This is a genomic window from Candidatus Protochlamydia phocaeensis (genome assembly GCF_001545115.1).
GTDB classification, from domain to species: domain Bacteria; phylum Chlamydiota; class Chlamydiia; order Chlamydiales; family Parachlamydiaceae; genus Protochlamydia_A; species Protochlamydia_A phocaeensis.
Genome location: NZ_FCNU01000011.1, coordinates 256,907 through 270,228, shown reverse-complemented (window position 1 = coordinate 270,228; position 13,322 = coordinate 256,907). Strand labels below are relative to the sequence as shown.

The window sequence follows — 13,322 nt, the reverse complement described above, 5'->3', positions numbered from 1 at the left end:
GAAGTTATTTTCTCCTATAGAAAAAAATGAATAGACGTTCATTGGCTAATCGACGAAACAGCGTAGCTTAACAAGGGGTAAAATGAACCAAGAGAGTAGATCCGATCTTAATTTGTCCCTTAACAAATCGGATAAAGCCCGCCTTGCTTCCACATTATTAGAAAGGCAGCCTATAGAAAGCTATATTCATGAATGGACAGATTTATTAAGGAAAAAAGAGGACGTAAAAAAGCAAGAGGATAGGATTTCCGTTGTTGTCTTCCGCTTAGGGCAAGAGTGGTTGGCATTGAATACCATTTATTTTAAGGAAGTATTGCCAAGCCGTCCCATACACCGTATTCCGCATCGGACAGGAAAAATTTTGCTAGGGGTGGCTAATCTGGGCGGAGAGCTGCAGCCTTGTATGGCTTTGCATAGACTACTGGAGATAGATATTTCGATTACTAAGCCAAAGCGCAATTCTTATCAGAGCGATAGAATGATCGCTCTTGCCAAAGATAATGAAGTGTGGATTGTCCCTGTAGATGAAGTGGAAGGTATTCATAACTGGTATTTATCATCTATTGGGAATGTTCCGGTCAATATTGTAAAATCCAGTAATAATTATTTGAAAGGCATTATGACAATCGCGAATAAAAGCATTGGATTACTCGATGAGGAGTTACTGTTTTATAGTTTAAAGAGGAGCTTATAGTGAAGCTAGAAGATTATTCTAAGCTTAAAGAAATTCAACGGGAAATGAAAGCCCTGGCAAATCATTTAAGAGACATTTTAGTGCCTTTCCATAATCATGCTCAAGTGGCAGAGGCAATAGAAATGGCTATACAGGGCTTACAGGCCTTACTTTCATTAATAGAAGCGACTTTTCTTGATAGCTTGATTCCTTTCATGAGAGCCTTAGACCAATATTTGAAGGCCATGCAAAAAGGAATGAGCATGAAGGCCGAGCACTTGGAAATGCTCTCTATCGTCAGTGCTAAGTTAATTCAGATGGCCGAAGTCGATAGCGATAAATTGGAGCGCCTTTTCTATAATTATCTTTTCTCTTTTGAATCTTGGACTTCTCCTCTTAGAACGGCAGCCCAAACCCATGAAAGAGTCTCTTCGCGAGCAGCTGCACTAAAGGAAAAGTTTTCAAATGAACCCCTTTTAAGAGAAGAAAGACAATCGCAGGAGGTAGATCAGCCGTTAATCGAAATTTCTCTTCAAGAATTTCGAACAATTACTGAGACGCTTTCCCGTCTCATCATTGTACTCGGAGAAGAGCCGCGCTCCTCTTTGGCCCTTCTGGAACTTCTAAAGACTGTGCGTATAATTAAGCATATCGCCCAAGTGATCCAATTCCCTTCTCTCCTTGAAATAGGGGAGGCGTGGGAACGCCATTTATCCTTCTTAACAGAAGGCAAAGGCCAGTGGAACCAACAAAGCCAAGAGGTTTTGTCCGATACCCTGGACCTTTTGTCCGGTTTGGTTCACCTCTCTCCTGAAAAATTGGAAGGCTTTATTCAGAAGCATAAGGAAATTTTTAAGGAAATTATCCAAAAATTGGCAAGGCTTCAAGCTGACGATAGCCAAAAAGAAAAAACAGGGCCGGTTCCTGCTGAACCTGCACCAGTTACTGTAGAAATTAAGGAAGAACCCAGACCTATTAAAGAAGAGGCTATACATAAAGTTGAGGTTCCAGCCGAAACGGCTATTGAAGGACAAGAAGGGAGCAAGCCTGCAAAGGAAAAGGAAGAGGGACAGGAGCTGTCCATCGATCCGATCATGTTTGACTTATTTCGAACGGAGCTAGAAACTCAATGCAAAGCCCTTAATCAGGGATTACTCGAACTGGAAAGCCATAGGGATCCTTCCTTATTGGAGATGCTAATGCGCGCCGCCCATTCGATCAAAGGCGCGGCCCGAGTCATTTCTTTGAGTGCGATTATTCAAATGGCTCATGCAATGGAAGATTGTTTTGTGGGCATTCAAAAACAGCAAATCGAGCTAGATGTAGAAAGAATTGATTATTTGCTTCAAATGGTTGATTTATTGACCCGACTGTCTAAGATTAATTTATCCGAATTATATAAATGGTTAAAAGAACAAGATTCTCTCATAGCCAACCTTATTAAGCAGGTGTCTAGCCTTGCAATGCCTCTCATGCAGCCGCAAAAAAAGATTATTCAAGCCAAAGAGAAAGAAGCGCCTGCTAAAATAGCTGCCACAGCCCAAATTTCGCTTAAAGAGATGCCCAAAAAGCAAGAAGTTATTAAGGTTTTTCCTACAACGGTTTCTCAAAATAGAATTTTGCGTGTCAATGCGCAAAGTTTAAATCGCTTGATGGGATTGGCCGGAGAGTCCTTAGTTGAATCTCGTTGGTTGTCCCCTTTTGAAAATTCATTGCAAAAATTGAAAAGGCAATACAATAAACTTTCCTCTCATTTAGATGAACTCAGGCAGAATCTAAAGGAAAATGAACTGAGCAATCAAGCTCAAGATAGCTTGACAACTATTCAACACGAAATTAATGAGATTCGCTATCAATTGACTGATCGGTTAGACGAGTTGGATAATTTTATACGGCGGCATGCCAGCTTGTCAGATCGTCTTTATCAAGAAGTGATAAATAGCCGTATGAGGCCTTTTGGGGATGGCGTGGAAGGATTTCCTCGCATGGTTCGGGATCTTGCTAGGCAGCTTGGCAAAAAGATAAAGCTAGAGATTATCGGCCAATCCACGCCGGTTGATCGCGATATTTTAGAGAGGTTGGAATCTCCTTTGAGCCATCTTTTGCGCAATGCGTGTGATCATGGCATCGAGCCTCCCCAAGAACGGCTGGCTGCAGGCAAACCGCCTGAAGGGGTGATCAAACTAGAGGCGCATCATCGAGGAGGAATACTGGTCATTATTGTCACAGATGATGGACGAGGAATTGATATTAGACAATTGAGAAAAAAGATCGTAGAGAAGAATTTTATCAGCGATGAGATGGCTGGTCGCTTAGAAGATTCAGAAGTCATTGATTTTCTATTTCTGCCCGGATTCTCAACAGCTAAAGAGGTTACAGAGATTTCCGGACGGGGGATTGGATTAGATGTGGTAAGGAGCACAGTTCAAGAAGTAGGCGGGATTGTCAAAACTTTCACTACTATTGGCAAAGGAACAAGCTTTCAGCTTCAGCTCCCTTTGACGCTGTCTGTTATCCGGGCCCTCTTAGTGGAAATATCGGGAGAAATTTATGCTTTTCCTTTAGCGCGCATTGATAAGGCTATTTTTATTGATCCAGGTGAAATCGAAAGCGTTGAAAATCGCCCCTATTTTCGTTATGAAGGCCAAAATATCGGCCTTATTTCTGCCTGGCAAGTCCTAGAGCTCGATCAACCGCGGCTTGCATTAAAGAGGCTGCCCATTATCATTTTAAACGATTTGCAAAATTGCTATGGATTGATTGTTGATCGCTTAATTGAAGAGAGGGAACTTGTTGTTCAAGAATTAGATTCTCGCTTAGGGAAAACGCCGGATATCATTGCAGGGGCATTGATGGAAAACGGCATGCCTGTATTGATTATCGATGTAGAAGATATTGTACGCTCCATAGACCTGCTATTATCCGGAGGAAGGCTGGCGAATGTTAGCTATGCAAACGAACCCGTCTCTCGTCCAAAGCTTAAACGCATTTTAATTGTCGACGATTCTTTGACAGTCCGCGAAGTGGAATGCCGCCTTCTGCAAAATCAAGGCTATGAGGTTGAAACGGCTGTCAATGGAATAGATGGATGGAACGCAGTTCGCATTGGTCACTATGACTTGGTAATTACGGATGTGGATATGCCGAGGATGGATGGCATTGAGCTTGTGAAAGCCATTAAAAAAGATCCCCATTTGAAAAATTTGCCGGTCCTGATCGTCTCTTATAAGGAAGGCGAAGAGGATCGCGTAAAAGGCCTTGAAGCCGGTGCGGATTATTATTTAACAAAAAGTAGCTTTCATGATGCGACCTTGCTAGAGGCTGTCTATGATTTGATTGGGCAACCGGTCGCTTAGCGGTTTTAATACACTCTTTTAGAGACTGTATTAAAAGCCCCTATAAAATTAAGCTTTGGAATTTTACTATCCTTTAAAATTATTTCTTGTGATATTAACCTGATTTAGGCGCAAAAAAAATGTTTACGATCTATGATAAACAATGACTCTCCTCTATTATTGTCCAGCAGCCTTCTTGCGCCTTTACAGGCCTTTCCCATTACTGTGCTCTTAATTGATGATCAATTAATTATCGCTGAAGCCGTTAGGCGCATGTTAAACGGGCAGCCAGACATTATCTTTCATTACTGCTCGGATCCTAGCAAAGCTTTGGAAATGGCTGCAAAAGTCAATCCTACAGTTATTTTACAGGATTTGGTCATGCCGGAATGCAACGGACTGACTCTAGTAAAATATTTTCGGGCCAATCCTGCGACAAAAGATGTGCCTATTATTGTTTTGTCAACAAAAGAGGAGCCTCAGATCAAAGCAGAGGCTTTTGCTTTGGGCAGCAATGATTATATTGTCAAATTGCCCGATAAATTAGAGTTGATTGCCCGTATTCGCTATCATTCTCTGGCGTATATTAGATTGTTGGAGCGTAATGAAGCTTTTAGGCGAATGGAAGAGAGCCAAAAGGTTCTAACGGGGGAATTGGCTGAAGCTGCCGCCTATGTGAAGTCTTTATTGCCCTCGCCTTTGAAGAACGGGATTGAAGCGGAATGGTGCTTTATTCCCTCTACGCAGCTAGGGGGCGACTCTTTTGGTTATCATTGGCTTGATAATAGATATTTCGCCATGTATTTGCTAGATGTCTGCGGCCATGGAGTAGGAGCGGCCTTACTCTCCATTTCAGTAGCCAATCTTCTCCGTTCTCAAAATCTGCCTAGAGCCGATTTTAAGAATCCCGGTTCCGTTTTAAAAGCCCTTAATTTAGCTTTTCCAATGGAAAAACATAATAATATGTTTTTTAGCATTTGGTACGGAATATATGACCGGGAAGCGCATCAAATTCTTTATGCCAGTGGAGGGCATCCGCCTGCTTTGCTGGTTACAGGGACAACGGCCGCACAAGCGCAAGTCTATTCTCTTAGGACCCCGGGCGTAGTAATAGGAGCGCTTCCGGATACAGATTTTCAAAATGGCGTCTGTCAGGTTTTACCTTATAATTGCCTTTATATCTATAGCGATGGCATTTATGAGATCAGTAAATTGAACGGGGCAATGCTGGAAATGCAAGAGTTTATTGATTTGGCTGTTAAATCGCTCTCCTTTAAAGGAAAAGAATTGGAATGGCTGGTCCATTCTAGCCAGCAGATTCAAGGTAAAGATATTTTTGCCGATGATGTCTCTATTTTAAAAATCAATTTCAAACTATAAAAAGTGGTGGATCTTAGATAGATGGAGCAGTCCTTGAATCCTTTGATTGGTTCTTTAAATGCTTTATTGGCTCAAGCAAATGGGCGTGACATACGAGTAAAGAGCCTTTTAGGAGCTCTTTCAGGAAAGGGGCAGCCTGCTCTATTGATTATATTCAGTCTTCCTTTCTGCCAACCTATTCCCATCCCCGGTGTTTCAACAGCTTTTGGGTTGATCTTATCTCTGATTGGTTTTCACATGAGCTTAGGGCGGAAAATGTGGCTTCCGAATTGGTTATTAGAAAAAGAATTATCTTATTCTTTTTTAAAAAAAGTTATTGTTTTGTCAACAACATTAATTAATAAACTGCGGTTCTTAGTTTCTACAAGGATGGTGTGGCTAGTCAACTCTCCCGTCTTATCTATTTTGCATGGATTAGTTATCAGCATACTTAGCGTCTTACTGGCTTTGCCGATTCCTATTCCTCTAGGCAATATGTTTACTGCTTCGCCAATTCTAGTTTTCGGATTAGCTATTTTAGAAGAAGATGGATTAGCTATTATGCTTGCTTATGCCCTCACTGTTTTATCCTTTCTATTATTAGCTTTAGCCATTTGGATTGGAGAAGAAGGGATAGTGGCCTTATGGCCTAGCCTTACTGCCTCTTCCTAAGGCGTCCCTAAAAAAATGGGAATAGATAGTTAATCATTTCGATTTTGATAAAAATTAAGTTTGACGATTTGCAAACATCTCAATTGTAGTCCGCCTTTGTATAGACTTTAACTTTATCAAATAACTTTATTAATCCATGCAGGTTTCTTTATAATTTTGAGACAATAATGGTCTCAACGTTCAGTTCCTCATTCTGTTTTTTCCTTTCTTTTTATATAGTGGTTCTAATAGTTTGCAAACTGTCGTATTGAAATGATAAGGATTAAGGATCTATCCTATCGGTATTGTTCTTATTAAAGGGATGGATTCAAGGGGATAATGTTGTGGATATTTTAGAAAAAAGAGCAGAAAACCAAGTACAATTTTGGTCTTTGCTAGGGCCGTTTCTCATTCTTTTATCAATAGCCATTTTATTATTTAAAGTGTCTACTCATTGGTATTTTCCTTTAAGTGCGCTTATCGGCATTCCCTTATGCGTCAAATGGAAGATGAAGGGAATGGCTGCTGCTTTGACGAGCCTGTTTGTTTTGGCCCTTATTGGCTATCAATCGATTGAGTTAGATGAGCGCTTTTGGCATGTAGGCATGGCTTTGGCTATGGCTTTCTCTTTTATTATTTTAACGTTATCCCTTGAGGAAGTCGAAGGATTGGTTGGGAAGCTTCAGTTGGAATCTCAAAGTCGGTTGGATAATTTTTTGCTTTTAGATGAAAAAATGAAGCTTGCCGAGCAGGAATGGAATCTAGAAAAAGACCGTTTGCAGACTCACATGGTTGCTCTCACTCAAGATCTTGCTCAAACACAAGATGATAAACAAACATTTTATAAGCTTGTCCAGTTGTCTAAAGATGAATTACTGCAATTGCGGGCACAGCATGATTTGCTGCTTCAAGAATTATTCTATAAGAAGCAGCAATTAGCTCAGCTTAATGAAAAGCTGGAAGAAACCGAGATGACCATTCAAGCTTTTGTCAATTCAGATCCAGAACAAGCGGTTCAACGCCTTTCGGACGAATTGACAAAAATGGAGCAAGATAAAGAAATCTTAAAAGCACAGGCAGAAGTCGCCCGCAATCAAATCGAAGGCATCAAGCAAGAGCTTAAGGATGCAAGGGAAGAAAAGGATAAGTGGCTTCAGGATCGCTTGCAGATGCAAGAAAAAGAGAAATTATTTCTAGCCGAGCAAAGCAGGCATAAGCGAGAGAGTGGCGATCTTCATTCTCTCTTACATTCTCATCAAGAAAAGCTAGCGGTTCTAGAGCAAGAGAAAACCCTTTTGCAGAGTTCGCTTGGAAGGCTTCAGCAGCAGTATGAATATGCCCGGCAAACAGAAAATCAGCATAAGCTTACCATCCAAGGCCATATGCTTAAAATAGAAGAGCTTCAAGCAGATCTGGAAGCTAAAAATCAAGAAATTCGGCTTGTTTTGCAACAGAAGCAGGAATTGGAAAAGCAGCAGATTCACGACGAAAAAACATTTAAACAACTTTTTGATGATCTCAATAGCCAGCTTAAGCGTGCCTCTGATCAAATACAAAACTATCAAGCGCAAGCAGCACGGCAAAATGATGAGCAGCTGAAATGGCAAAAGCAATTGGATGCCGTAACCGATAAATTGACTCAAGCTCAAACGCTTCTTCTTGAACGCGGAGAAGAGATTTCTAATAAAGACCTGGCGCTTCTACACTCTCAACAGCAAATCAAAGACCTACGAACAGAGCTTGAAAAGCAGCAGCAACAGATTGAGCAGGCTGGAATTTGGAAGGAAAACTGCACAGAGGTTTGCAAAGAGCTTGATCAGGCGAAAGCCATGCTTCAGCAAAAAGAAGAGGAATTGGCAAGAAGAGATGATCGATTAAGAGAGGCCCAGCAGCAGATAGAGAAAGCAAAAGCAGATCTTGAAGGGCAGCAAAAGCAATTGGAGCAAGCCCAGCTATGGAAAAAACAGCTAGATCAGGCGAGTGAAGAGCTCATACAAGCAAGAAATGAAATTGGCCAGCAAGAAAAGGCCTTGTATAGAAGCCGCCAAGAGATCCAGCACATGGCGCAACATGCGGAAGAATTAAAAGCCAATTTAGAAGCAAAAATCGCGCGCTATCAAGAGATCGAAAATCAACTAGCGGCCAACGAGCAAGACAAGCTGCAGATGGAAAAAGAGCTGACGCATATAAAAATGCAGCTTGAAGAGAGCCGAAAACAGCCGGCACCTTCTGTTCAGCCCGAGGATGTCCAAGCGCAGGCAGTCAATACGCGCCGCCTCGAAGGAATGTACAATCAACTAAAAGAGCAGTTTGGAGAAAAGTCTCAAACGTTGGATGAAACGCGCAAAGAGCTCTTTAAAGCGCAAGAGCAATTGCTTGCCCTTCAAAAGGAATGGGAAGAATTGGAGTTTTTTGCTACTTCCGATTCTGAATTATTATGGCAGAAAGAACTGAATCGCTTAAGCTGCGAACACGAGACAATACGCAAAGAATATGAAGAGGAATTAGAAGGGCTGCAAAGCTTGGTAGAAGCATTATTGCAAAAAAAAACATCGGCTTAGTTTTTGCGTCCGCCTCATCCATTAGCCAATGAACCGCTATCTCACGTCGGCTCATAAGGAAAAGCATGCGAGTCTGGGCCATTAGCAGCCTTAATAACCTGAGTTTGAAGTTTTTTTTGCCCTTTCAATTGCGTCAAAGCCTCGGAGATGGAAAATGGCAAGAGCTTTCCCATCCAAAGGAAAACTCCAAACTCGGGTTAATAGACCTTCTAAGGGGAAATTCGAATAGGGTTCAGGGCCAATTGACGAGAAAATCCCCTTTTGAAGGAAAGGACGGGATTAGAGCGCTAGCGCTTCCAGGCAGTCAGGATTTCATATCCCTCTTCTGTGATTAAAAGCGTATGTTCCCATTGCGCACTGGGCTTTCCATCTTTTGTGCGTGCAGTCCAATGATCATAGGGATCAATGACCGCGTCGCGTACGCCTGCATTAATCATGGGCTCAATCGTAAAAGTCATGCCGGGTACCAGAAGAAGAGAGTTTGAATTGCGGTGATGGGGGACTTGCGGGCCTTCATGAAATTCCACTCCTACACCATGACCGACGAATTGATTGACAACGGAACACCCTTTGGAATGGGCATAAGTTTCAATGACTTCTCCAATTTGAAACAGGGGAATGCCGGGCTTTAAGAGGGAAATGGCGCGCATTAAACATTCATAAGAGACATCTACAACTAATTGCTTTTCTTCACTGATGCGGCCAATGGTGACCATCCGGCTGCAGTCTCCATAGTAGCCGTTCAAAATGCAAGTAATATCGATATTTAGAATATCGCCTTCCTTGAGAGGCGTAGAATCGGGAATACCATGACAGATCACGTCATTTAAAGACGTACAAATGCTTTTGGGAAAAGGAGGATGCCCATAGTGCAAAGGAGCTGGAATAGCGCCTGCTTCTTGATGCAAACGATGAGCGTAGTCATTTAGTTCGAGGGTTGTCACTCCTTCTTTTGCCAGCGCACAGGTCGCATCCAGGATGCGTGAGGCTAGCTGACAGGACGCCCGGATTCCATCGATTTGCTTTTTGTCTTTGATTAAAATGCGATATTTTTTGAAATATTCGCTGCGAATATCACTCGATAGGGAAGATAATTTTGCTTTGGGATCCGGTTGAGGAAAATGGCATTTTTTCCATTTTTGCCCGCTTCCGCACCAACAGGGGTCATTACGTCCGATCATAGTCGTTCCTCTTTAGGCATAAACACCAGAGTTGGAGTTTTTTAGCCTTTGGACTGACGTGACAGCAGCCGAAAGAGCAAAAAACTCCAATATCAGATTAAACAGATATTCTAGCTGACGCTGCATTTGCCGAAAATCTTTTTAAGTCAATTTGCTTTTCCATTCTTCTTTTTAAGCGAAATACAGATGCCGTTTTTAGAGACTGTCGTCGAATAGCTAGCGGTTTTAGTCTATCCTCTTAGAATTGGAAAGGATTGATAGTATGCAAAAATAAATCTTTTTCCGTTGTTTTCTTAGATAAAGACCTAATTGTATGTCCCTTTAAGTGGCCGCTTGTAGATAAATCCCTTGTGTGCCTTGATTCTTCCATTTGATCTAAGTAATCATCCCATTGTTGAAAGGCTTGCATGCGACTAGATCGCATAATATCATCTACTGGATCAATCATAATCGCCTCTTTTAAATGATGGATAATATTTTAGTCCTCTAGGGCGCGCGTCCCTAAATTCATACTAGCCAATATTTGAGTTCTCCTTTCCTTGTCTCGTCAATTAGCCCATGCATCGTTCGAATTTTTCCCAAGGAGAAGCTCTACCTAAGGGAGCCATAAATCCAAACGGATAGAGATTGCTGAATAAAGGGCTGCTTACTTTTATTATAACATAGATAAGTTTAAAGAGAAAAAAAGGAGGCTGAAGAAGACTGTTTAGAATTTAAGTCTTTTAAAAAGAGAGCCTTATCCGAAGGACAAGGCTCTTTAATGATTAATTAATCCTGCTGCTCATTAGCAGAGTCTTTAGGTTCTGTCGGATCAGTAGCAGCGACAGAAACTGTTTGCAAAAGATTTTTAATCGCATCAGCCACATTTTTGGCTGCAGCTCTTAAGTCTGCAGAATTGAATTCCGACTCTTCCGCTTCGACGAGGTGCGCTTGGAGCGGCATAGGAGGCGGTATGACCATCACTTTCTGCGCCTTAAAATGTATAGGTTCTTGGCGAGGAAGATCGATGGGGTTCATCTGCATAGGAGGCAGCGTTACCATGACTTTTTTCGGCTTAAAGTGTGTTGGCTTTGGCCGAGGAAGCTCAATGTGGGTTTTGATTATTTCTTGAGGAGTTGGGGTGGGAAGATCGACGAAGCGGACTTTGCGTTGGAGCTTCGCGAAGTGAGCGCTAAAAGTCTCCGCATAATTGAGCAGGTGATTTGTCAAATCATTGGCAAATTGTTCGGCTTGATGCAGCTGATTGCGCGATTCCTTTGTTTTTTGGGAAAGCTCTTTTTCTTCATTTTCAAAAGATTGCATAATCTGCAGCAGGTCTTCCTGATCATAAGCGGACTGGTGATTAGGTAGATTGTGCTTGCAGGCTTTTAAAAATTCCTTTTGCTGATAAAGCTTTTCAATTTTCTCCAATAGAGAATCAATGTGCGCTTCTTGTTCAGTTTGAGAGGTTTTATTTGGTGAAAGGGCTGCTTTTTGCAGTGTTTGGAATTTAGCCTCTAACTGATTGAGAATGTCGATGGCCTCTTCTAAAATGGCAATATGTTCGACATTTTCGCACATTAAGTCTTCATCTTCAATTTTAGCAGTCTCTTCTCGGAGAGTCGTAAGCTTTTCATTCAAAGTCTCGTGGCCTTTCATCACCAAATTGAGAACGTCGATCATTTCTTGATTGCAAAAATTTGAAATGTCGTCTAAGCGCGCATTTAATTTATTTAACTCTTCCTGTTTCTGCACGCTTTTGTTGTAAGTGAGGCTAGAAATAGGGTGAATAGATTTTGGTAATGCTCCCCCAGAAGGTTTAACTGTAATAGCGGCCAAAAGATCCTCTTTCTCTTTTTCTAATTGGCCAATCTGCTTTTGCAAGCTTTGGCTTAAAGTCTCTTCTGCTTGAAATGCCTTCATTCTCACTGTCGGTTCTTTTGGTTCGGAGATTGAAGTTGATTGAACTGGAATGGATACGAGGGGAGAAGGACGCGTAAAAGTAGGAAGCGGCATAATCTTAGGCGCAACCACCGTTGTAGGAGAGGAAAGAGGCATTAAAGGAGCGGGAAGTTGAAATCTAGGAGCGAGGGTAGGATGAGAAACGGAATGGGAAATGGCTTGCGTTGTTGCAACAGAATAAACAGGTGAAGGAAAAGAGGGCGAATTAATCTGTGGTCCACTTGCAGTAAACGTGGGTTCTCTTCTAGCAGTAAAAGATTGGGAAATAGAAGTAGAAGAAAGAGAATGGGAAACAGTGCTTTGAGGATAAGAGCGGGGAACAGAATGCGTAAATGTTCTTTGGTTGAAGGGTTTAGTCGGGAAGGACGGTTCCCAATATAGATGCTGTTGGCGATGGAAATTCAGGCTTGCTAGAAGGTGAGAGGGAATCGGCTTTGTTGTTTGCCTGCAGGCAATCTGTCTCGCTTCATAAGAACTTCCATAAAATAGTTCGACGCAAAAGTTTTTTAGTAAAGCTAAGATATTCATAGGAACTCTTTTGTAAATTAATAAAAGTTAAACAAGAGCTTAGGAAATATGTATAAAAATTTAATAAAGAAAAGGATAAAAAGTGATTAATTATAGAGGAAAATTTCTGAATTGGCAATTAAATTATATTGTTTTACTAACTCCTCTTCGAATCGATTAAAATTCCTTTAATGGTTTGCATTCGCGTTTTTTTCTTGGAGAGCAAGAGTGCCTTCTAGGGAAAATAATCTCCGATAGGTTGTCATGAGCGTTAATAGACTCTCTTAAACCATTTTTGAATTCCGCGGATGCCCCTTAAAAAAATAAAGAGGGATCTTAAAAAATTATTCTCGCTGTTGGATTCAAATCGGTTATTCGTTATAATTGTTTAATTTTAATTAATTAAATATTGTGTATGAAGCCAGAAGATCTAAAGTCTCCTTTTATATGGGAGCAAAGAAATATTTTAATTCAAGACCGGGTTTTGTATGTGCCCGATCAATGCTCCAGCTATGATCAATTTTCTTTTCCCGGCTGGGCTAAAGAGCCTGTCTTTTCCCAAGAGCGTCCGGTTTGCATTGAGTATTGCAGTGGGAATGGGGCGTGGATTGCTGCTAAGGCAAGCGAAAATCGGCATCAAAACTGGGTGGCGATTGAGCGCAAATTTGACCGTGTACGCAAAATTTGGTCCAAGTTGAAAAATAAGCAGCTCGATAATTTATTTGTCGTCTGCGGAGAGGGCTACCGCGTTACCCATCAATATTTTCCAAGCGAAAGCGTAGAATCCGTCTATATTAATTTCCCGGATCCTTGGCCCAAGAAAAGGCATGCTAAGCACCGTATTATTCAAACGCCTTTTGTCACTGAAATTTGGCGCATCTTGAAAAAAGGGGGATTGTTGACGTTGGTCACAGACGATGAAAATTATTCGCAAATCATGATCGAAGTAGTCAGTGCCATTTCTGGATTTGAGCCTCTTTATCCTTCTCCTTATTTTATAACGGACTATCCCGGTTATGGTACGTCTTACTTTGAAGATTTATGGCGGGAAAAAGGAAAAACGATTCGCTATCATCTCTTTCGCAAGAGCCTTTCCGAACAAACTAACTGAGTG

At 41.5% G+C, this 13,322-nt stretch carries 9 protein-coding genes; 6 read left to right on the top strand and 3 right to left on the bottom strand.

Annotated features, from left to right (window positions below; all coding sequences use genetic code 11):
* Positions 1-82: 82 nt before the first annotated feature.
* The 5 genes from BN3769_RS04860 (at position 83) to BN3769_RS04840 (ending at position 8,579) form a co-directional block, all read left to right on the top strand.
* Positions 83-694 carry a chemotaxis protein CheW gene (locus tag BN3769_RS04860; protein ID WP_068468140.1) on the top strand — a complete coding sequence of 204 codons (612 nt, stop codon included), beginning with the start codon at positions 83-85 and terminating at the stop codon, positions 692-694.
* Positions 694-4,029 (top strand): hybrid sensor histidine kinase/response regulator, encoded by a 3,336-nt coding sequence (locus BN3769_RS04855; protein WP_228840617.1) that lies wholly within the window; start codon positions 694-696, stop codon positions 4,027-4,029. Before BN3769_RS04860 ends, BN3769_RS04855 begins: the two co-directional genes overlap by 1 nt.
* A gap of 132 nt (positions 4,030-4,161) precedes the next feature.
* Complete coding sequence (locus BN3769_RS15180) at positions 4,162-5,388, top strand: SpoIIE family protein phosphatase (RefSeq protein ID WP_079989410.1); 1,227 nt, start codon at positions 4,162-4,164, stop codon at positions 5,386-5,388.
* A gap of 33 nt (positions 5,389-5,421) precedes the next feature.
* Complete coding sequence (locus BN3769_RS04845; protein ID WP_195155554.1) at positions 5,422-6,039, top strand: exopolysaccharide biosynthesis protein; 618 nt, start codon at positions 5,422-5,424, stop codon at positions 6,037-6,039.
* A gap of 323 nt (positions 6,040-6,362) precedes the next feature.
* Positions 6,363-8,579, top strand: a complete 2,217-nt coding sequence (locus BN3769_RS04840) for a coiled-coil domain-containing protein (RefSeq protein ID WP_154017822.1) — start codon at positions 6,363-6,365, stop codon at positions 8,577-8,579.
* Positions 8,580-8,866: 287 nt separating this feature from the next.
* Here BN3769_RS04840 and BN3769_RS04835 read toward each other — a convergent pair whose 3' ends face one another.
* From BN3769_RS04835 to BN3769_RS04825, 3 genes are all read right to left on the bottom strand, one after another.
* Positions 8,867-9,757 (bottom strand): methionyl aminopeptidase, encoded by an 891-nt coding sequence (locus BN3769_RS04835; RefSeq protein ID WP_068468361.1) that lies wholly within the window; start codon positions 9,755-9,757, stop codon positions 8,867-8,869.
* Positions 9,758-9,998: 241 nt separating this feature from the next.
* Positions 9,999-10,208, bottom strand: coding sequence for a hypothetical protein (locus BN3769_RS04830; protein WP_068468134.1), 210 nt, complete (start codon positions 10,206-10,208; stop codon positions 9,999-10,001).
* A gap of 320 nt (positions 10,209-10,528) precedes the next feature.
* On the bottom strand, positions 10,529-12,229 hold the full coding sequence (locus tag BN3769_RS04825) for a hypothetical protein (protein ID WP_068468132.1): 1,701 nt from the start codon (positions 12,227-12,229) through the stop codon (positions 10,529-10,531).
* A gap of 394 nt (positions 12,230-12,623) precedes the next feature.
* Here BN3769_RS04825 and trmB point away from each other — a divergent pair, with 394 nt between their 5' ends.
* Positions 12,624-13,319 (top strand): tRNA (guanosine(46)-N7)-methyltransferase TrmB, encoded by a 696-nt coding sequence (gene trmB / locus BN3769_RS04820; RefSeq protein ID WP_068468130.1) that lies wholly within the window; start codon positions 12,624-12,626, stop codon positions 13,317-13,319.
* Positions 13,320-13,322: the final 3 nt, after the last annotated feature.